The sequence below is a fragment of the Flavobacterium sp. KACC 22763 genome, assembly GCF_028736155.1.
Lineage (GTDB): Bacteria > Bacteroidota > Bacteroidia > Flavobacteriales > Flavobacteriaceae > Flavobacterium.
Map to the genome: position 1 here is coordinate 252,841 of NZ_CP117879.1, position 21,734 is coordinate 274,574.

The window sequence follows — 21,734 nt, forward strand, 5'->3', positions numbered from 1 at the left end:
TTCTAATTTTTCTATTACACAATTTTTGATTGATGTTATAGGAATTCAATGTTAGTGATATAATTTTGAATATATTATGATTAATGTCACCCTGAGGAGTTGAAGGGCTTCGACTCCGCTCAGCCTGACAACAGCAAACATTTACAGTAGCCATTAACCACAAACCACAAACCATCAACCATAAACCATCAACCACAAACCACAAACCACAAACCACAAACCACAAACCACAAACCATAAACCATAAACCATAAACCATAAACCATAAACAATAAACCATCAACCATTAACTCATTAACCATTATAATTTGTAATTTTGCCGCACAAGTAAAAAAGAATATGACAACACAACAACTACACGAACAAATTCTTCAAAAAAAATCATTTTTATGCGTTGGTTTAGATCCAGATCTGACTAAAATTCCGCAGCATTTGTTAGAAACCGAAGATCCTATTTTCGAATTTAATAAAGCAATTATTGATGCAACTCACGATTTGACTGTTGGATACAAACCAAACACAGCTTTTTTTGAGGCATACGGAATAAAAGGATGGATGTCTTTGCAGAAAACAATCAACTATATAAACGAAAATTATCCTGATATTTTTACGATTGCAGATGCAAAACGCGGTGATATTGGCAACACTTCAAGCATGTACGCGAAAGCTTTTTTTGAAGACCTGAATTTTGACAGTGTAACCGTTGCTCCTTATATGGGAAAAGATTCTGTAGAACCTTTCTTGGCTTTCGAAAACAAGCATACCATTATGCTGGCTTTAACTTCAAATGAAGGAGCTTTCGATTTTCAGACTTTAAATACAAACGGGAAAGAATTGTATAAACAAGTTCTAGAAACTTCTAAAACTTGGAAAAACAGCGAAAACTTAATGTACGTTGTGGGTGCAACAAAAGCAGAATATTTTACCGAAATCAGAAAAATTGTTCCAGACAGTTTCTTGTTAGTTCCAGGAATTGGTGCTCAAGGCGGAAGTTTATCTGAAGTTTGCAAATACGGAATGAATGATAAAGTTGGTCTTTTGGTAAATTCTGCAAGAGCGATTATCTATGCGTCAAAGGGAACCGATTTTGCTGAAAAGGCTAGAGAAGAAGCTTTGAAAGTACAGCAGGAAATGGCTGAGATTATTGGTTTAAAGTTTAAAGTTTAAAGTTTCAGGTTGCTTTACTTTGAACATAATTTTTTAACGCAGAGTGCACTAAGTTTTTTCGCAAAGTGCACAAAGAAGTTACTTACAGTCTTGTAAATGTTTTTTAAGTTCGCAAAGAATACTTTGTCTAAGCTTTGAGAACTTAAAAAACTTTTATTTTAAAATTATAAGCCTTCGCGAACTTTGCGAAAAAACTTAGTGCACTCTGCGTTAAATTCCACATTCCAATAAACCAAACACATGAAACAAATCAAAGATCAGTTGGGCACTGTTCATACTTTTGAAATAGCTCCAAAACGTATTATTTCGCTAGTTCCTTCGCAAACCGAATTATTGTATGATTTAGGTTTAGAAGAAAAAATTATCGGAATAACGAAGTTCTGCGTTCATCCGTTTCATTTTAAATCTACCAAAAAGATGGTTGGTGGAACAAAGAAAATCCACTTTGAAAAAATAAAGCTTTTAGAGCCAGATATTATTATCTGCAATAAAGAAGAAAACACCCTGGAGATTGTAGAGCAATTAAGTGCTATCTGTCCAGTTTGGGTTACTAATATTGTTTCTATTGAAGATAATTTTCAGATGATTTCAGATTTCGGACAATTATTCAATTGCAGAACCGAAGCCCAGAAATGGAATGATAAGTTGGCATTCGCTCTAAGCGATTTTAAAAATTATATAAAAGATATAAAGGAAAAGAAAGCAGCCTATTTTATTTGGAAAAATCCATATATGGTGGCTGGAAATGATACTTATATTAATGAGCTTTTAAAACTCAATCATTTTAAAAATATCTACGAAGACAAAGGGCGTTATCCTGAAATCGAATTAAAGAAAATGCGTTTAGAAGGCGATCCTGATATTGTTTTTCTTTCATCAGAACCTTATCCTTTCAAAGAAGAAGATGCTTTTGAAATTGGAAGGTTTACGCATCACGCCAAAACTATTTTCGTAGACGGCGAAATGTTCTCTTGGCACGGCAGCAGATTGCTAAAAGCTTTCTCGTATTTTAAACTGCTTCATGAAAGATTGAAGAATTAAAAAAGGGAAATTCCAATATTTTAAATTCCAAATTCCAATTTTTGCTATATGTGGCTAAGGTTGGAATTTGGAATTTTTTTATTGAGTAATTTAAATTTATTTGGAATTTAATCAAAAAAATAATGCCGACATCTCGAAGACGTCGGCATCTATTTAACTAACCAAAACCAAAATAATAAATAACCAGTTTATTACATTACAAATGTCCGACATATATCAAACTTATGCTGTTAAGATCTTGTTATTACTTTGTTGGATATAAGTTAATGTCTTAATTTAAAATTCCAATATTTAAAATTCCAAATTCCAATTTTTGCTATATGTGGTAAGATTGGAATTTGGAATTTTTTTATTTAAGTTATTTAAATTTATTTGGAATTTAATGCAAAAAAGAATGCCGGCATCTCGAAGAAGCCGGCATCATTTAACTAACCAAAACCAAAATAATAAATAACCAGTTTATTACATTACAAATGTCCGATATATATCAATTTTATGCTGTTAAGGTTTTGTTATTACTTTGTTGGTCATACGTTAAGATTTGTAAAATGGCTGTTTTGAGCTTTCTGCAGTGTTAAATAGCGTTTGGTTATTAAAATATAATAACAATCAATTTTGTTTATGAATGTGCTAAGGATAAGTTTGTATATTTGATAAAACATTAAAAATCAGCAAAATGGAATCAAACAAAAAATTAACAACTGCAACCGGAACTCCCGTTCCAGACAATCAAAACATTCAAACAGCTGGCCCTCGCGGACCTGTTTTATTACAAGATTTTTGGTTTTTAGAAAAGATGGCGCATTTTGACCGAGAAGTAATTCCGGAAAGAAGAATGCATGCCAAAGGTTCTGGAGCCTACGGAACTTTTACGGTTACACACGACATTACCAAATATTCTAAAGCGGACTTGTTTTCTGAAATTGGCAAAAAAACAGAAATGTTTGTACGTTTCTCCACTGTTGCAGGAGAAAGAGGCGCTGCTGACGCCGAAAGAGACATTCGTGGTTTTGCCATGAAATTTTATACAAATGAAGGAAATTGGGACTTGGTCGGAAATAATACTCCAGTTTTCTTTTTCCGTGATCCGATGAAATTTCCCGATTTGAACCACGCTGTAAAACGCGATCCAAAAACCAATTTAAGAAGTGCTGATAATAATTGGGATTTTTGGACTTTATTGCCAGAAGCTCTTCACCAAGTTACAATTGTAATGAGCGACCGCGGAATTCCGAGATCATATAGAGAAATGCACGGTTTCGGAAGTCATACTTTTAGTTTCATCAATGCGAAAAATGAAAGACATTGGGTAAAATTTCATTTGGTTTCACAACAGGGAATCGAAAATTTATCTGATGAAGAAGCTGCTAAGTTAGTAGGAGGAGACAGAGAAAGCCATCAGAGAGATTTATTTAATGCCATTGAAGAAGGAAATTTCCCGAAATGGAAAATGTTTGTTCAGATTATGTCAGAAGAGCAGGCGAGAACCTATCGTTTTCATCCATTTGATTTAACTAAAGTTTGGTTGAAAGGAGATTTTCCATTAATTCCTGTTGGAGAATTTGAATTAAATAAAAATCCAGAAAATTATTTTGCAGAAGTAGAGCAGGCGGCATTTAACCCAGCTCACGTAGTTCCGGGAATTGGTTTTTCTCCAGATAAAATGCTTCAAGGACGCTTATTTTCTTACGGAGATGCGCATCGTTACCGTTTAGGAGTAAATAATTACCAGATTCCAGTAAATGCTTCTAGATGTCCGTACAATAGTTTCCACAGAGACGGTGCAATGCGTGTAGATGGAAATTATGGAGGCAGAAAACACTACGAACCAAACAGCTTTGGCGAATGGCAGGAACAGCCAGAAGTAAAAGAACCGCCATTGGCAATTTATGGTGATGCTTATGCACATAATTTTAGAGAAGACGATAATGATTATTTTACTCAGCCAGGACTTTTATTCAATTTGCTGACTGAGGAAAAGAAACAGCTTTTGTTTAAAAACACAGCCGCACAAGTAGGAGGAGCACAGAAATTTATTCAAGTCCGTCACATCAGAAACTGCTATCAAGCCGATCCAGCGTATGGTGCCGGCGTAGCAAATGCGTTAGGAATGACAATGGATGAAGTAAATGCCTTTGATGACCCGAGATTGGCGATTAAAGCTAGGTAAGGTTCTAAGTTTCTGAGATGCTAAGATTCTAAGTTGCCAACTTTTGAGCTTATTATAATAAAAAACAAACCCGACAGGTTTAAACCTGTCGGGTTTGTTTTTTAACACAAAGATTATAAACTTAGAACCTTAGTAGCTTAGCATCTTAGCATCTAAGAAAAAACCACCGTCTTATTGCTGTAAACCATCGTTTTTCTTTCAGCGTGCAGTTTAATGGCTCTTGCTAAAACGATACGCTCCAAGTCGCGGCCTTTCATGATAAAATCTTCTACAGAATGAATATGGGAAACTCTTGCAATATCTTGTTCGATGATTGGACCTTCGTCTAATTCTTCTGTTACGTAATGGCTTGTAGCTCCAATAATTTTTACACCGCGTTTAAAAGCCGAATGATAAGGCTTTGCACCTGGGAAAGCAGGTAAAAACGAATGGTGAATATTGATGATTTTATTTTCGTAAAGCGAAATCACTTTTGGAGTCACAATCTGCATGTAGCGCGCCAAAACAATAAAATTGATCTGGTATCTTTTTAAAAGCTCAATTTGTCTTGCTTCGCCTTCTTCTTTGTTGTCTTTTGTAAAAGGAACATAGTGAAACGGAATGTCAAAACGCTCAGCAATAGATCGCAAATCGTTATGATTGCTTATAATCATCGGAATCTCCACACCCAATTCATCGGCACTGTAACGTCCTAAAATGTCAAATAAACAGTGATCGTATTTAGACACAAACAAAGCCATTTTGGGCTTTTGCTCCTGATTGTACAAATCCCAAGACATATCGAAGTCGGCAGCAATGGTTTTGCTGAATTCTTCTTTTATGTTTTCAATATTACTGCCTTGATTGGTAAATTCACATTCTAAACGCATAAAAAATACATTCTGCTCTACATCAACATGCTGGTCGATGTAGGTAATGTTTCCTTCTACCTTAGCTATAAAAGTAGTCACTGCGGCGATAATTCCTTTTTGGTCTTTACAATGAATGAGTATGGTAATTTTTTGCATTTCGGTCTTTTGTTTTTGGGTTAGTTGCAAAGATGCTAAGACACTAAGACATTTAGTTTTTTAGCTTAGACACTTAGCGTCTTAGAAGCTTAGCAACTTTAGAATTATTTTCCATCCTGCATTGCAAAAACCTTTTGTAATAAAGGCGTTGTTCGTGCAGAGAGGTTGTTTCTGATATCTTTTTCTTCAACAGCAATCATTTTAAAAACACCAGACAATGCTTGATTAGTTGTATAATCAGTCAAATCTGGGTTTACTTTTTTTACTAATGGAATGGTGTTGTATTTTGTTATAATTTTTGTCCAAACAGCATCTGCGCCTACTTTTTCGAAAGAACTTTTAATTACTGGATTAAATTTGGCGTATAATGCAGTTGTTGTGCTGTTTTGTAAATAACTTGTTGCAGCATTGTCAGTTCCTAAAAGAATGTTTTTAGCATCTGTAAAAGTCATGTTTTTTACTGCTGTAACAAAAATCGGAGTTGCTTCTTTTACAGCATCTTCAGCAGCACGGTTCAGCATTTTGATTCCTTCATCTGCAAGAGAGCTTAAACCTACTTTACGAAGTGTTGCATCTACTTTTTGCAATTCTTCGGGCATTAAAATTTTTACAGCTTCGTTTTTATAAAAACCATCTACAGCGGTTAATTTACTCACTTGTTGTGTAATTCCTTTATTTAAAGCTTCTTTTAATCCAGAAGCAATGTCTACAGTTCCTGTAGTCGGAATCTGAGATGCGATTTGAGGCAATTGATTTAAAGTCTGTTGTACCTGTGCGCAAGAAGTAAGCGAAAATGTAACGGCTAATAGTAAAATCTTTTTCATTATGGGGTTTTATTTAAGTTTCAAAAATACTACTTATTCAAAAACAACGCCACAATTTTATTTTAAGCAAACTAACATTTTGTTGTAAACTTAACATAAGAAAACTTAGCAACTTAGAATCTCATTTTCTTAGCAACTTAATTTATGGCCAAGCCATTCGAATATTATCCTGCCAATAGGTTTTGCTGGAAATATAAACAGGTTTTAGCAGCATTATAGGTTTATTATTCGCATCAAAATATTGAACGCGAATGATTTTTTCTTCAGAATCATCTTTCATATCAATATTTCCTTCAGCATCATCAATCAATTTCTTTTTTTTAAGATACAAAGAAGGTTTTTCAATACTATATTCTGTAACAGCTTCTCCGTTTAGTCTTAAGTTGCATCCAATTAAATTTCCGCTGCTGTCAAGTGATTCAATTCTTCTCAAGTAATTATTTTCATAATAATATATTTCGAAAGCAATCCTGCAAGATCCTAATTGAAGTTTATTATGCTGCATTCGAAAACGCAGTATCTGGTTTTTAGCATTTGTAAATTCAATAGAACCATTTCCCTGCGCATTAATATCATTGCGTAATATTTTAGCAGGCTTTGAAAACTGCTTAATTTGATTGGCGTAAACTTGGTAACTTTCGGAAGATTGTGCAAAAGAAGAGACACATGGGAAAAGGACAAAGAATAGACTGATAAACGATTTCATTTTATAATTTTTGTTTGGACAATAGATTTTTATTACTGTAATAAATCTATTTTTTCATTTGTATTCTCACTATAAACAGATATTTCACTGTATTTCCATTTTCCTCTTTTTTCGCCGACAACAAACAAAGTTGCTTTGCCTTTTGAGTCTTTTAGTTGCAACTCATTTCAAGTTTCTTCTACATCAATTTTGTTTAGATTGATCGTGATTGTCATGCATAATAAAAGAAGGTTATTTTTTGATTTGAAGAATGTTCACAAAGATATTACTCTTGTAATCAAACAGAAACTTTTTGTGGTTTTATATAAGATATTCATCAAACAAAAAATCATTTCATAAAAAAGATATGAGATGATTTAGATTAAGCTATGACAAGAGCAAAGAGCAATTTTTTTTGTTCGAATTGTAGGTGTTTAATTGCTCTTTTGCCTTGAAGTATTATAATTTTTTGTTTGGGACAAAAAAGGCTTTAAACGTATTGTAGGCAATATAAATTTGGATTGTATATTGGGTTAATTTGATTTAGGTCGCCCAAAATGTTAGGTGGGCAATCTTTACCTCCAATTGCCAGATAAAATAAAGATTTTGAAATATAAAATGGTCTTAAAGGAAAGTTTCGCCATCCATATGATAAATTTTTCAAGAAATGTTTTAAGGCATATTTGAATGTTTTCTCTTCAGGACGAACAAAGTAAATGCTTTTAAGTTTAGACATTATATTTGGAAACATTACAAATTTTCCGCCTTGTTGTATCAATAGATTAATTTCAAAAAGGGTTAATCCTTCAATATTCTCTGTTTTCATGATATTAAAATTAGTGGTATTAATATGAAGCAAAGTTCGGAAGGATTTGAAAGTTTTTTTAGACTTAAAAGTCTAAAAAGTAATAGATTAAGGTTTTTGTTGAGAATAAAAAAAATCGAAAACCCAGCTGAACGAGTTTTCGATTTTAGTTCTATTTTTAATATAGTAACAGATTTTTCAGTATTAGTTAAATTGACATCTTTTACCTAGACATGCTGAAAGAAGAAACTATTTTCTCCGTTTTCATTTACTAATGAAGTAAAATATGTAATGTAAATAGATGCTTTTTTATTTCTGCAATAAATCTATTTTTTCTTTTGTATTCTCAATATAAACAGACATTTCACTGTATTTCCATTTTCCTCTTTTTTCACCAACAACAAATAAAGTTGCTTTGCCTTTCGGACCTTTTAGCGGGACCTGTACATCGCAAGTGCGTACATCATTATGTGAAGTGACCGTTCCAGAAACCATTCCGTCTGTTTCGACAGGAGAACCGAGTTTTTCCACTACGAGTTTATTATTCTCTACAGCTATCATAGATTCTTTATAGGCTTCAGAATCTTTAAGAACCGAAGTTACTTCATAGAAAATTCCTCCAATAAATAAAGCTGCTAATAGCAAAAGCGTTAAACAACCGCTGGGAATAAGCCATTTCCAGTTTCGGTTAAGCCAGCTTTGTTTTTGTATTAACTGATTAGAATCTTCCATAAATTAATTAATTTTTAGGTTAAAAAGATAAAGCTAAAATAAGAATAAATTTTATTGATTTTCAGTGTTTTATATTAAATAAAAAATCACCTTATAAAATTCAATAAGGTGATTTTTAAACAGAGCTTTCCATGTTTTAATTCTTTTTTAAAATTTGATCGATGTCAGTATCACATCCCCTAATCAAATCATAAAAACCAATATGTACATTGTTTTCATATTTCCAGAATAAGTCAGTTCCATATTCAGCATTAAATATTTCTATTAGAACTGGTGTGATTTTATAAATTGATTCAGCACTAATAATAGAAAAGTTATTTGGATTACTTATGTAATTTTCGTCATCAATTTCAGATAAAATATTCCATCCATTTAATTCTTTAATACTGCTTTTTTCTCTATAAGTATATAATATTGGAATACCTTTCAATACGTTTTTTGAGACCAAAAAACCGCCGTATAAATTGTTATTAATTATCATGATTTTGTTTTAAAATTTAACGATTACTGAAGGCAATTTCTTCTAGTGCTATAGGATCACTTATTGCTTTTGAAACTTCTTGTTTTCTCATGCTGTCATTGTCACCAGTACCAGTACTTAAAATTAATTTTTTAGGAATAATTGGTTTTGTTTCAAAGATTGTTGCATATAATAAAACAGCTTGTAAAAATCCTCCATCATTTAAAAAATGAGGTGTACTTTGTCCATAGCAAAGATTATCAGTACTGTTTTTTAAATAGTTGTAGCCATTTTTACCGCTATAAGCATCTTTAACAGCATCACCAATTTTCAATACCCCTGCGTTCTTTATAAAAGCAGTTGCTAAAACTGTATTTTTACGCAATTCTTTATAAGAATTATTATAATCCGAATCTGTATATGGCAGTGGAGTCATGTTTTGATACACATAAATTGCAGCATCGGGACTGTTTTTATGTATTTTTTCAGCAAACAGTTTTAGGTTTGATCTGTATTTCTCAATATTTCTTAATGCAATTTGTGGAGATTCCTGAAGGATTACATAATCATAATAATTTCCATCTTTATCTATATTGGAAAAGTTTTGATTAGCTTCTGTCTTATTAGTATAATAAACTTTATCGAGTGGAACTCCCATTGTAATTAGCTGCTGAACATTTACATTCTTTTTATTTGCATTACACAGTTCCTGAAATAAGGTGGGAGCGCTCACAAAATATTCTATTTGATTATTTCCTACAAATAGTATGCGTGGAGGTCCTACTGCTTTTGGAGCTTTTGGTTTGCTAATACCATCGTAAGTTATTAGGTTTTTTGATGTAGAATTATTGCATGAAATAATGAGAGTTAAGACAATAAGACTAGGAATTAAAGTATATTTTTTCATTGTTGATTTTCTATTAAAAAAAGATTTGCAAATCTCCCTTTAACGCAAAATCATATCAGCCTCATTAAGCTTTTAAAATATCAGTATAAGACAAAAAAAATCACCTTATAAAAATATAAGATGATTTTTAGGAAAAGATTTTGAAACTATATCAATATGATAGTTTTAGTTGCGGCGTGTAAATAGGTTTATTGGTGTCTAAATCTTTTAATATAGTTTCAGTATAATCTTTTCCACCTTTTATTAGATAAAATAATGATATAGCGATATAAATTGGGGTAAAAGGGAAAAAGCGCAAGCTTAGCGATAAATTCAAAAGAAAATGTTTTAAGGCATATTTAAATGTGCCTTCATTTGGGCGTATAAAATAAATATTTGATTCCTTAATCTTTTTCACCATTTTAGAAATAATGAAAGGAAATATTATAAACTTTCCTCCTTGTTGAATTAAAACGTTTATTTCAAACATTGTAAGACCTTCTGTATTATTCGTTTTCATAATAGTTTAGTTTTAAACATTTACAAAAATGGGGCTGAATTGTACTGCAAAATAAAGCAAGATCTAAAAATGTTATTACCCTTAAAAGATTTGAAAATAACACTTTACGACTTTTTTTGTTGATTAATAAAAGAGAGGATTTATCAAAACAAATTTGATAAATCCTCTCTTAAAATTATTGGCGTAAATTATTGATTTACAATTGCAGTGCCGGGAAGCGTTTCTCCGCTTGGATTGGCATCTTTTTCGTAAACATCTTGAAAGAAACCAACTTCTCCTTTTTCATTTACCAATGAAGTAAAATATGTAATGAAAATGGGTACTTTTTTTGTCAGTTTAAAACTGTTCTCTACTTTACCGTCCATAGCTTTATCGATTTTTGCCTGAGTCCATTCTGGATAATCTTTCAGCATGGCAACAGCAAGTTCTTTAGCCATTTTTACATTAATGCATCCGTGGCTGAAAGTTCTTCTTTCAAAATCGAACAAAGTTTTAGATGGCGTATCGTGCATATATATATCATCAGGATTTGGGAACATAAATTTTACCAATCCTAAAGAATTGTCTGGGCCTGGTTTTTGTCTTACTTGACCGTTAACCATTTCCATATTTTTCTCATCAAGGTAATTTGGATCTGCAGCCATTTTAGATCTTAATTCGTTTTGCACTATGCTTTGAGGAACTGTCCAATAGGGGCTAAAAACAATTCGGTCAATTTCTCCATTAAAAATAGTAGTTTTAGTCAAAGGTGCCCCGACAAATACAGGTGAAGTCAAAACTACTTTTCCGTTTTTTACATAAATCAATTCATAAGAAGGAACGTTAACCAAAACATACTCATCGCTGGCAGCAATTTTGGCCGAAATCTCACGACATCTTTCCATGTTAAGTTTTAAAGTGGCAACCTTATCTTCAAGCGGAATATTCATTTCGTTAATGTGCTCTTCAGCTAGAATATAATTCGGTTTAAATCCGTTGCGGACTTTGTATTTCATTACAGCATCCATCAATTCACGATCATAAACATTGCTTTTAGAATCGGTTTTTAAATCTCCCAATAAATACAAACGAGTTCTAACTTGTGTAATAGTGCTCGAAACCGCATCTGGACGTAACTCTTTATATGGAGATTCTTCTGGAACGATAGGTTTGTATTTGCTTGATTTTTCTAATCTTTTGTATTTTTTAAGTGCATCTTGCAGTTTGTAATATTGGTCAAATTCAACTTTTTCATTTGTTGCAATTGCTGTCGTTTCTTGCTCTTCCAGTGTGCTGTAGTTTAAGAAATCTTTTAGCATATCATTATAAGCCAATTTTTTCTTGTCGGCATTGCTTTTTTTAGTGTACACTATATATAATGAACTCAAAAGCATATCTGCATCGGTTTGAGAAAGTGTGCTTTTATCTGATGAAGCACTAAACAATTGATCTATTTCTTTTTGATAAGGAATAATTAAATCGTTTGTTTTTTTTGCTTTTTCATACAAAACAGAACCAAACTCATTGATTTCATCTTCGTCAAACCAAATAGTTCCTAGTGTTCTGGTTTTGTACAACGACATGATATCCGATTTATATTTTTTTAAATCAGAATACCTTTTAAAGAAGCCGTTCGAAATTTCGTTTACATCATTTTGACTGCGGTAAACGGTTGAATGATTTGAAGCTTTTTTATATTTAAAATTGTTGTTTTCAATTCTGTTAAAAGAAAATAGAAAAAAACTCAAACTTAAAATTACGGTGAATGAATATAATGTTTTCATTTTTTTAATTTTTACGTTATTACTTTTCTGTGTAAGTTTTTAGGTAAAAATTTGGGGTTTTTCTACAATGCTAAATTACTACTGAAGAGCTCGAAACATGTTTTCTGATTTTATTTAAATGTTGCGAAATTGCCATGTCTTTAAGCTTTCTTTAACTTATATCAACATGAGTTAAGAATTGTTACCTTTATATTGAAGAAAAAATATTTTCTTATTTATTAACATAATGTTATTTGACTGATCAAATATTAAAATAATTTGTACATTGGTCGCTTAAAATTATCATATTCATAAAATGGAACAACAAATACCATATATTCCTAAAAATAAAGTAAGAATTGTTACTGCTGCTTCACTTTTTGACGGACATGACGCAGCCATAAATATTATGCGACGCATTATTCAGTCTACAGGTGTTGAGGTAATTCACCTTGGACATGACCGAAGCGTAGAAGAAGTGGTAAATACCGCTATTCAAGAAGATGCCAATGCAATTGCGATGACTTCTTATCAAGGCGGACACAACGAATACTTTAAATATATGTATGATTTGCTTCGCGAAAAAGGAGCAGGGCATATTAAGATTTTTGGCGGCGGAGGCGGAGTAATCCTTCCTAGTGAAATTTCAGAATTACATGAATATGGTATCACAAGAATTTATTCTCCAGACGATGGACGTTCTTTAGGACTTCAGGGAATGATTAATGATTTGGTTCAACGAGCTGATTTTCCTATTGGAGATAAATTAAACGGAGAAGTAGATCATATCGAAAATAAAGTTCCAACGGCAATTGCGCGTTTGATTTCGGCAGCAGAAAACTTCCCAGAAATTGCAAAACCAGTTTTTGATAAAATTCACGAAAGCAATGCAAGTTCTAAAATTCCAGTTTTAGGAATCACAGGAACGGGAGGAGCCGGAAAATCTTCTTTGGTTGACGAATTAGTTCGTCGTTTTTTAATTGATTTCCCAGAAAAAACAATCGGATTAATTTCTGTCGATCCTTCTAAGAGAAAAACGGGAGGAGCGCTTTTAGGAGACAGAATCCGAATGAATGCTATTAATAATCCTCGTGTTTATATGCGTTCGCTGGCGACACGTCAGTCAAATTTGGCTTTGTCTAAATATGTAGCTGAAGCGATTCAGGTTCTAAAAGCGGCGAAATACGATTTGATTATTCTGGAAACTTCAGGAATTGGTCAGTCTGATACCGAGATTATGGATCATTCAGACGTTTCTTTATATGTAATGACACCAGAGTTTGGAGCAGCAACACAATTGGAGAAAATCGATATGCTTGATTTTGCCGATTTAGTGGCTTTAAATAAATTTGATAAACGTGGTGCGCTTGACGCTTTGCGCGATGTAAAAAAACAATATCAAAGAAACCATAATCTTTGGGACAAAAGCCCAGACGAAATGCCAGTTTTCGGAACGATCGCTTCTCAATTTAACGATCCTGGAATGAACACGCTTTACAAAGCGATTATGGATAAAGTGGTAGAAAAAACGGCTTCTGATTTGAAATCGACTTTTACCATCACAAAAGAAATGAGCGAAAAAATCTTCGTGATTCCGCCAGGAAGAACGCGTTATTTATCTGAAATTGCAGAGAATAACAGAAGTTATGATGAAACAGCCATTTCGCAGCAAAAAGTTGCTCAAAAATTATACGGAATTTTCAAAACTATAGAATCGGTTTCTGGAAAAGTTCCTCAGATTACAAAAGCAGGAATTGACGATTCGACTGTTTTACCAAGCGGAATTGCAGAACACGACGAAAACAGAATCTTTTTAAATCTTTTACTAAATCAGTTTGATAAAGTAAAAATGGACTTAGATCCGTACAATTGGGAAATTATTCTGAATTGGGATGAAAAAGTAGCGAAATACAAAAATCCGGTTTACTCGTTTAAAGTTCGTGATAAAGAAATCAAGATTGCAACGCATTCTGAAAGTTTATCGCATTTACAGATTCCGAAAATTGCTTTACCTAAATATGAAGGTTGGGGCGATATTTTGCGTTGGAATTTACAAGAAAATGTTCCGGGAGAATTTCCTTTTGCTTCGGGATTATATCCGTTTAAGCGTGAGGGCGAAGATCCGTCAAGAATGTTTGCGGGCGAGGGCGGACCAGAAAGAACTAACAAACGTTTTCATTATGTAAGTGCGGGAATGCCTGCAAAACGTCTTTCGACAGCTTTTGACAGTGTAACTTTATACGGAAATGATCCAGATTTGCGTCCGGATATTTACGGGAAAATTGGAAATGCAGGAGTTTCAATCTGCTGTTTAGACGATGCTAAAAAACTATATTCTGGTTTCGATTTGGTTCATGCTTTGACTTCGGTAAGTATGACCATTAACGGGCCTGCGCCAATGCTGTTAGGTTTCTTTATGAATGCCGCAATCGATCAGCAATGTGAGATTTACATTAAAGCAAATGATTTAGAAAAAGAAGTTGAGGCAAAAATCAACAAATTATATAAAGACAAAGGAATCGAAAGACCGAAATACCAAGGCGAACTTCCTGCCGGAAACAACGGTTTGGGATTAATGCTTTTGGGTGTTACGGGAGATCAGGTTTTACCTTTGGAAATTTATAACGAAATAAAAGTAAAAACGTTAGCTCAAGTTCGCGGAACGGTTCAGGCCGATATTTTAAAAGAAGATCAGGCGCAGAATACTTGTATTTTCTCAACCGAATTTGCACTGCGCTTAATGGGCGACGTTCAGGAATATTTTATCACTAAAAACGTTCGTAATTTCTATTCGGTTTCGATTTCTGGATATCATATTGCCGAGGCGGGAGCGAACCCAATTACGCAATTGGCCTTTACGCTTTCAAATGGTTTCACTTACGTGGAATATTATTTGAGCCGCGGCATGAACATCAACGATTTTGGACCAAATTTATCGTTCTTCTTCTCTAACGGAGTAGATCCAGAATATTCAGTAATTGGACGTGTGGCGCGTAAAATTTGGGCAAAAGCCATGAAAAACAAATACGGAGCCAACGAAAGAGCACAAATGCTGAAATATCATATTCAGACTTCTGGGCGTTCGTTACACGCGCAGGAAATTGATTTCAACGATATTAGAACGACTTTACAAGCTTTATATGCGATTTATGATAACTGTAATTCGCTTCACACAAATGCTTACGATGAAGCGATTACAACACCAACAGAAGAATCTGTACGTCGTGCCATGGCGATTCAGCTGATTATTAATAAAGAATTAGGTTTAGCGAAGAACGAGAACCCAATTCAAGGTTCGTTCATCATCGAAGAATTAACCGATTTAGTTGAAGCTGCAGTTCTTCAGGAATTCGACAGAATTACTGAAAGAGGCGGAGTTCTAGGCGCAATGGAAACGATGTACCAAAGATCTAAAATTCAAGAAGAAAGTTTGTATTACGAAACCTTGAAACACAACGGAGATTTCCCAATTGTGGGTGTAAACACGTTCTTGAGTTCAAAAGGTTCGCCAACGGTAATTCCGGCAGAAGTTATTCGTGCAACCGAAGAAGAAAAACAATATCAAATTACGATGTTGGATAATTTGCATAATTTCCACGAAGCAAAAGTAAACGAACATTTAAATACTTTACAACAAGCGGCTATTAAAAATGAAAACTTATTCGACCATTTAATGGAAGCGACAAAGGTTTGTTCTTTAGGTCAGATTACTTCGGCGTTGTTTGAGGTTGGTGGGCAGTATAGAAGGAATATGTAAGGATAGCTAATTAACCTAAATTTTGGTAAAACTTAATTTTTCTTATGCTTTTTAGTATTCTAGTAGTGGCTTAGAATACATAAGAGTTATTGAAGTACACTTTTGGTTAACTAATTGTTGACTAAAAGTGTATTTTTATTTAATATCATCTAAGTAATGAATTGATTTGTAAGGTTAATATTTTGTAGGTCAGGTAATTAATGATAGTGATAAAATTTAGAGATGAATTAGAGATGAGTTTGCTATTTCAATGTGTAAGTATCCAAAAAAGTAAGATTGGTAGTGCTCATTTTTCATACTTTTAAAAATGAATAAGTAAACAAAAACTTTATCTGAAAAATAGTATATATTAGCCTATGGATAGAACCTATATTTTGAAAAGAGAGTCTTATGATTTCAGAATGTAAAAGTTAGAATTAATATAGAAATATTTTATGGAAAGTGATAATAAGAAAAGTTTTTTGTACAGATTTTTTAAAACTAGTAAGATATCTAGGGTTTCGACTTTTTTATTGTTAATTAGTTATTTATTAGCGATAATTATTTTTGCAGATGTTTTTGATTTTAAAGAGCTTACACTTACTGCTGATCTTTTAATAAAAATTATAGCTGGTTTATCTTTCATAGTGGCTATTGCTGTTTTTACTTTTTCTTATTTGGAAGGGAATAATAAAAAAAATGAAATTAATGATAATATTCAAGTGCATAATGAGCATGGATATAATGAAAGCGATTTATCTAGGATAATTGAACAATTTAATGTGGTGCTCAAATCGGAAAGACGTGAGCAAAGAGAAAATTTTGAGACACTTCTTAATAGAATTAATGAAAAGCCTACAATAGAGTTCGATTTAGAAGATAGAGATGAGATTTTTAAAGAATTAAAAGAATCTATAAGCAAAAACATCAATAAAGATTTTTATGATGAATTAAACTTAAATATAAGCAAAGAAGTATCATTCGAAAAAAAAGCTCAATTTAAAGATATAATTTATTCTACTCGTTCTATAAAAGATAGATTGATACGTGAGATTGAAAAACTTGACAGAAAATCAAATATAAATTTAATTGTTGGCTCAGGTATGACTATTGTTGCTTTATTTTGTTTAGGTTTTATAGTTTTCGAAAAACACGATAATATTAAGACTACTGAGGAAATTTTATTGCATTATATTCCACGAATTTCATTTATAATTTTTATTGAAGTTTTTGCTTTTTTCTTCTTAAGATTGTATAAGCTAAATCTTAATGATATAAAGTATTATCAAAATGAGTTAACAAACATCGATTTAAAAAGTACGAGTTTGATTTCGTCCATTAATTTTGGGGTAAAAGAAGATGTAACTTCAGTTATAGCAGAATTTTCAAAAACAGAACGAAACTTTGTAATTGAAAAAGGACAATCTACTATCGAACTAGAAAAATTCAAGTTTGAGCAAAATTCAATTGAAAAAGCTTCTAAAATCATTAAAAATATTATTCGTAAATAAAAATATTATGTCATTCTCACAAAGAATAGGAAAGAAACCATTAATAAAAAATTTGCAGTTAGAAAGTATTGACACTGAATTAAGAAATGGACTTTGGAATATTTTAAAGTTATTCATCTTAGATAAGATGGAAAAAAGAGTAAGCGGAGGTCATACACAATTTCATGAGTTTGGAGAAGTAATGTGGCTAAGCTATTTTAAACTTCCAGTGGATAATTTATCTACTAACAATTATGATACTGAACAAAAAATTAGAGATTATTTTTTTAGAGCGGAATGGTATGAAGTATATGACTTTCTTGAGTTTGTAGCTCAATTAAATTTTTTTATCTACAATAACTACACTGAAGTATTTGTTGAAAATATAAATCATATTCTTGAAACTGAATTTTCGGCATATCGTTTTATAGATAAAATGATATGCCCAATATCTAATAGTATAGAGATAGATGAAATTGAAGAAGCGCTTGTTCAAAATAATTCATTTACCTCGCTAAATGGCGTAAATATTCATTTGGAGAATGCTCTTGATAAATTGTCAGACAGAGCTAATCCTGATTACCGAAATTCAATAAAAGAATCTATTTCCGCTCTAGAAACGGCTCTTAGAATTATAACAAACGAAAGTACGCTTGGAAAAGCATTAAATACATTAGGTTCAAAAGGAATTAAAATTGATGAACAACTAAAAATAGGTTATGAAAAAATTTATGCATTTACCAATAATAAGCAAAGTGGCATCCGTCATGCAATTGTTGATGAACATAATAAACCTGATTTTGAAGATGCTAAATTTATATTGCTATTGTCGAGTTCAATGATAAATTACTTAGTAGGAAAATGTAAAAATGAAAATATAAATATTAAATAGCCCCCTGCTAGCGCGAGCGTCCCGCTCGTGAACACAAAATAAAGCACGAGCGAGACGCTCGCGCCAGCGAATGTAAATCTTCGCAAGAAACTCTATAAAGATTGGATTCTCGTTGCAGAGTTACTTGCGAAGATTTCTCCTTACGTCGAAATGACAAGATTGTGTGCTAATTGGGTTGAAATATAACTATTCAACAACCTCCCCAACAAACCCCAAAAACTCCATTTCATCCATAGGAAACAAATGCAGAATCGTTTCCAAAATCAGACTCACATTAATAGCAGAACTATTATCTTTTTTAGAAAAATTATGCATGTCATTGTCTAGTGCCAGAATGCATAATTTAAGCAAATCGGTAATGAGGCAGCCGAGTTCTAAATAATTGACCACTTTAAATTGTGCGGTAAAAGAATTGGCTTCATCGGCTGGTTTTAGCGTTGTAAAATACTGAGCGGTTAATTTTTGAAGTTTTTGTAACTTTTCTGTTTCGTTTGTTTCCATAAGGCGTATATTTTTAAATGATTTACAATTTGACTTTTATAAAATTATTATAAGAAAAATTGTACTTTTGTTTGATTCGGCGAAGGAAGAAATAGATTTTTATGTGTCCTATCAATTTTTTGTGTTTGGTACACGATTAAATATGTTTTTTACATCTCGCAGATTCTTACACTAAATTATTATCTTTGAATTATGAGCACACTAACAAAACCAAATCATATAGGGCGAAAAATAAGCCGTATTCGTGAACTTCGTGATATGAAGCAGGAAGCTTTGGCGCAGGCTTTAGGAACAAATCAGCAAGCGATTTCTATTTTAGAAAATAGTGAGACGATTGATGAAGATAAACTTATCGCAATTGCAAAAGCATTGGGTGTAACAGCAGAAGCAATTAAAAACTTTTCAGAAGAAGGTGTGATTAATTATTTCAATACTTTTAATGAATCAGTATCAGATAGTAGTTTTGGAAGTATTCATAATAATAAATGCACTTTCAATCCATTAGATAAATTAATGGAAACGGTAGAAGAAAATAAAAAGCTTTACGAGCGTTTGCTTCAGGCAGAAAAAGATAAAATTGAGTATTTAGAAAAATTGCTAAATCAGAAATAGTAAATTTTATATAAAAGAAAACCTCTCAGAAATGGGAGGTTTTTTATTTTGCAAAAAAACATCGTTTTACGGCTTTCCTCAATTTAGAAGAAATTTGTTTGTATATATTAGCAATCAGAAAAATAGAGATGAAAAGATCTCGGAAAGGCAAATCGATTATAAAAAAACAAAAACTATATAACCTCAAAAATTAATTTTAAATGAAAAAAAGCATTTTTATTTTAGGATTGCTATTTATTACAAGCTTGAGTTTTTGCCAGACCAAGGTTAAGCAAGACATAAAAGCAACTAATAAAACAGAAAACAAAACATACGACTCAAAACTTTTTGGTTGCTGGAGAGGATCTGAAACAGGACAGCAGCAAGATGGAGTAAGTAAATATTGGGTTTCATGCCGTTTTGAAAATGGAACAAGTACTTTATTGTTTGTTATAATTTATCCAAGCGGTAAAGTTGATCAAACAACTGAAAATGGCAAATGGTGGGTTGAAAACGGAAAGTATTATGAATTACATAACTACGATGGCGTAATTGATGTTTACGATTATCAGGTTACAGAAGAAGGAGTTAATTTTCAATCTGTTGAATTAATGGGAAAAAAGGACAATACTTATAAGTTTACCGATTATAAAATTGCTGATTAAGTGAAATTGGAATAAGTAAAAAACCTCTCATTTCTGAGAGGTTTTTATTTTACAGACCTATTTAAAAAGTAATATATTTGAACGAATTTATTTATATAAAAAAAGATGAATATTCCGCAGTTACTTATTATTTTAAGACTTTTAATGGCGCCGGTAATTTTATTTCTTGGCTGGAAATTTGGCGAGAATGGTGCTTTAGCAATTTTGATTCTTATGTATATCGGTTTGTTTAGTGATATTTTTGATGGAATAATTGCCCGAAAACAAAATATTTCAACAGAAAAATTACGACGATTGGATAGCCAGGTTGATATGCTGTTTTGGGTTTCAATAGGAGTTAGTTCGTGGTTTATATTTCCTCAACTTATCAATGCAAATATCTATTATATAGGTTTGCTTTTCGGAATGGAAATTTTATGCTACATAACCAGTTTCGTTAAATTTGGAAAAGAAACCTGTACGCATGCTTTTCTTTCCAAGCTTTGGGGTTTAACGCTACTTGCTGCTTTTACTTCTATTTTAGGGTTTGGACATACGGGATTTCCGTTTGCTTTAGCAATAATTATGGGATTAATATCTCATTTGGATGTGATACTGATCATTCTAATATTGCCAAAGTGGCAGCACGATATTCCGAGTTCTTATCATGCTTATTTAATTAGAAAAGGTATTGCATTTAAAAAGAGTAAATTATTGAATAGTTAAGAAATTGAATTAACTAATTTAAATGAAAGTAGTACTAGAAAATAAAGGCATTAAAACAGATACTTATTTTATACCGCCTTCTGGAAAAGAATGAATTTACTTTTAATTTAGAAAAGCTTGCGCTAAAATCAGCAAAAAGAATAATATGATAAATAAAACATCTAAAGTTATCGTTATTTCGTTCTTTATTTGTCTTTCAGTGATGATTGCGAAATCTTATTATGTTGGATATAAAATAGATAATTATGGGCAGACAATTATAGGTAAATATGTTTTGCATAAAAGTTATCCGAAATCACAAGAAAATTATTTCATTTATTATGTTAACTCTAAAAGAATGACAAATTATTCAACTGAAAATGTTTCACTTGAATTTAAGCAAAACATAGGCAAATTTTATAAAATGAAATATCTAGATGAATATCCGGAAGCAATTCATCCAATATTTGATGAAGAAGTTGTAGATACTACAGAAATATTAAATGCTGGATTTTCTAAGCAGGATTTATAAAAAATAGATATTGGATTGCATTGTGAACACATAGTTTGTCCGCTGGAGTTTGTCATTTCGACCGAAAGGAGAAATGACAAGTATTGTGTTCAATGTTGCGGTTAAATAGTGTCGTTCATCTCACTGATATCGCAACGCATGGTTGTCAATATTGGTTCAAATCCTGCCTTTTTATAAGCATTGATAGCAGCTTCGTTGTCATGATACACGTCTAATCTTACCTCGGTTATTCCTTGAGATAAAACCCATTTTTTAAGATGGTCAATTAATATATTATTAAGACCACGTCCTCTAAATTCTGGATCTACAAACATAAAACCAAGATACCCGAAAAATTCATGTTTTTGATAAGGTTTAGCTTGTCGAATTTGAGCATATCCACAGCCAATAATTTGGTTGTTAAAGTCTATAACCAAAAGTTCTGATTTGGGGTCAGAAATAAAATCCTCTATACTATAATAAAAAATCTCTCCTTCTTTTAATGTTACGTCGAAAGGTCTTTCTGCATGCACTAAATGTTGCAGAAATTCGGCAAGTTTAGGTAAATCTGTATTTACAGCTCGCCTGATCGATATATCTTTTGTGTTGTCATTCATATCTCAAA

General features: G+C 32.2%; 21 protein-coding genes. 10 read left to right on the forward strand and 11 right to left on the reverse strand.

The window, feature by feature from the left end; genetic code table 11:
- Window positions 1-339 precede the first annotated feature (339 nt).
- The 3 genes from pyrF to PQ463_RS01145 all read left to right on the forward strand — a co-directional run bounded on the left by pyrF (window position 340) and on the right by PQ463_RS01145 (window position 4,378).
- Window positions 340-1,167, forward strand: coding sequence for an orotidine-5'-phosphate decarboxylase (gene pyrF, locus PQ463_RS01135; RefSeq protein ID WP_274255906.1), 828 nt, complete (start codon window positions 340-342; stop codon window positions 1,165-1,167).
- 240 nt (window positions 1,168-1,407) lie between these two features.
- Window positions 1,408-2,208: an ABC transporter substrate-binding protein gene (locus PQ463_RS01140; protein ID WP_274255907.1), complete on the forward strand. Its 801-nt coding sequence runs from the start codon at window positions 1,408-1,410 to the stop codon at window positions 2,206-2,208.
- A gap of 676 nt (window positions 2,209-2,884) precedes the next feature.
- Complete coding sequence (locus PQ463_RS01145) at window positions 2,885-4,378, forward strand: catalase (RefSeq protein ID WP_274255908.1); 1,494 nt, start codon at window positions 2,885-2,887, stop codon at window positions 4,376-4,378.
- Between the two features lie 152 nt (window positions 4,379-4,530).
- Here the strand turns inward: PQ463_RS01145 and purU are convergent, their stop codons facing one another.
- The 9 genes from purU to PQ463_RS01190 all read right to left on the reverse strand — a co-directional run bounded on the left by purU (window position 4,531) and on the right by PQ463_RS01190 (window position 12,060).
- Window positions 4,531-5,385, reverse strand: coding sequence for a formyltetrahydrofolate deformylase (gene purU / locus PQ463_RS01150; protein ID WP_111375950.1), 855 nt, complete (start codon window positions 5,383-5,385; stop codon window positions 4,531-4,533).
- A 104-nt stretch (window positions 5,386-5,489) separates the two neighbouring features.
- Window positions 5,490-6,209 (reverse strand): DUF4197 domain-containing protein, encoded by a 720-nt coding sequence (locus PQ463_RS01155; RefSeq protein ID WP_274255909.1) that lies wholly within the window; start codon window positions 6,207-6,209, stop codon window positions 5,490-5,492.
- Window positions 6,210-6,351: 142 nt separating this feature from the next.
- Window positions 6,352-6,915: a hypothetical protein gene (locus tag PQ463_RS01160; protein WP_274255910.1), complete on the reverse strand. Its 564-nt coding sequence runs from the start codon at window positions 6,913-6,915 to the stop codon at window positions 6,352-6,354.
- 469 nt (window positions 6,916-7,384) lie between these two features.
- Window positions 7,385-7,720, reverse strand: coding sequence for a hypothetical protein (locus tag PQ463_RS01165; protein WP_274255911.1), 336 nt, complete (start codon window positions 7,718-7,720; stop codon window positions 7,385-7,387).
- 288 nt (window positions 7,721-8,008) lie between these two features.
- Complete coding sequence (locus PQ463_RS01170) at window positions 8,009-8,431, reverse strand: cytochrome c oxidase assembly factor Coa1 family protein (protein WP_274255912.1); 423 nt, start codon at window positions 8,429-8,431, stop codon at window positions 8,009-8,011.
- A 136-nt stretch (window positions 8,432-8,567) separates the two neighbouring features.
- Window positions 8,568-8,912, reverse strand: a complete 345-nt coding sequence (locus PQ463_RS01175) for an immunity protein Imm33 domain-containing protein (RefSeq protein ID WP_274255913.1) — start codon at window positions 8,910-8,912, stop codon at window positions 8,568-8,570.
- Window positions 8,913-8,928: 16 nt separating this feature from the next.
- Window positions 8,929-9,798 carry a hypothetical protein gene (locus tag PQ463_RS01180; protein ID WP_274255914.1) on the reverse strand — a complete coding sequence of 290 codons (870 nt, stop codon included), beginning with the start codon at window positions 9,796-9,798 and terminating at the stop codon, window positions 8,929-8,931.
- Window positions 9,799-9,949: 151 nt separating this feature from the next.
- Window positions 9,950-10,297 (reverse strand): hypothetical protein, encoded by a 348-nt coding sequence (locus PQ463_RS01185; protein ID WP_274255915.1) that lies wholly within the window; start codon window positions 10,295-10,297, stop codon window positions 9,950-9,952.
- Between the two features lie 188 nt (window positions 10,298-10,485).
- Complete coding sequence (locus PQ463_RS01190; RefSeq protein WP_274255916.1) at window positions 10,486-12,060, reverse strand: L,D-transpeptidase family protein; 1,575 nt, start codon at window positions 12,058-12,060, stop codon at window positions 10,486-10,488.
- A 295-nt stretch (window positions 12,061-12,355) separates the two neighbouring features.
- Here PQ463_RS01190 and PQ463_RS01195 point away from each other — a divergent pair, with 295 nt between their 5' ends.
- The 3 genes from PQ463_RS01195 to PQ463_RS01205 all read left to right on the forward strand — a co-directional run bounded on the left by PQ463_RS01195 (window position 12,356) and on the right by PQ463_RS01205 (window position 18,157).
- On the forward strand, window positions 12,356-15,796 hold the full coding sequence (locus PQ463_RS01195) for a methylmalonyl-CoA mutase family protein (protein WP_274255918.1): 3,441 nt from the start codon (window positions 12,356-12,358) through the stop codon (window positions 15,794-15,796).
- 434 nt (window positions 15,797-16,230) lie between these two features.
- Complete coding sequence (locus tag PQ463_RS01200; RefSeq protein ID WP_274255919.1) at window positions 16,231-17,286, forward strand: hypothetical protein; 1,056 nt, start codon at window positions 16,231-16,233, stop codon at window positions 17,284-17,286.
- A gap of 7 nt (window positions 17,287-17,293) precedes the next feature.
- Window positions 17,294-18,157 (forward strand): AbiJ-NTD4 domain-containing protein, encoded by an 864-nt coding sequence (locus PQ463_RS01205; protein WP_274255920.1) that lies wholly within the window; start codon window positions 17,294-17,296, stop codon window positions 18,155-18,157.
- Window positions 18,158-18,343: 186 nt separating this feature from the next.
- On the opposite strand, the gene PQ463_RS01210 is transcribed toward PQ463_RS01205, so the two are convergent.
- Window positions 18,344-18,658, reverse strand: coding sequence for a hypothetical protein (locus PQ463_RS01210; protein ID WP_274255921.1), 315 nt, complete (start codon window positions 18,656-18,658; stop codon window positions 18,344-18,346).
- 192 nt (window positions 18,659-18,850) lie between these two features.
- On the opposite strand from PQ463_RS01210, the gene PQ463_RS01215 reads away from it, so the two are divergent.
- The 4 genes from PQ463_RS01215 (at window position 18,851) to PQ463_RS01230 (ending at window position 21,130) form a co-directional block, all read left to right on the forward strand.
- A complete protein-coding gene (locus PQ463_RS01215; protein WP_274255922.1) occupies window positions 18,851-19,270 on the forward strand; it encodes a helix-turn-helix domain-containing protein in 420 nt (139 codons plus the stop codon).
- 200 nt (window positions 19,271-19,470) lie between these two features.
- A complete protein-coding gene (locus PQ463_RS01220) occupies window positions 19,471-19,914 on the forward strand; it encodes a hypothetical protein (RefSeq protein WP_274255923.1) in 444 nt (147 codons plus the stop codon).
- A 105-nt stretch (window positions 19,915-20,019) separates the two neighbouring features.
- On the forward strand, window positions 20,020-20,619 hold the full coding sequence (locus PQ463_RS01225; RefSeq protein WP_274255924.1) for a CDP-alcohol phosphatidyltransferase family protein: 600 nt from the start codon (window positions 20,020-20,022) through the stop codon (window positions 20,617-20,619).
- A 145-nt stretch (window positions 20,620-20,764) separates the two neighbouring features.
- Window positions 20,765-21,130, forward strand: coding sequence for a hypothetical protein (locus PQ463_RS01230; RefSeq protein WP_274255925.1), 366 nt, complete (start codon window positions 20,765-20,767; stop codon window positions 21,128-21,130).
- A gap of 101 nt (window positions 21,131-21,231) precedes the next feature.
- Here PQ463_RS01230 and PQ463_RS01235 read toward each other — a convergent pair whose 3' ends face one another.
- A complete protein-coding gene (locus tag PQ463_RS01235) occupies window positions 21,232-21,726 on the reverse strand; it encodes a GNAT family N-acetyltransferase (RefSeq protein ID WP_274255926.1) in 495 nt (164 codons plus the stop codon).
- Between the last annotated feature and the right edge of the window lie 8 nt (window positions 21,727-21,734).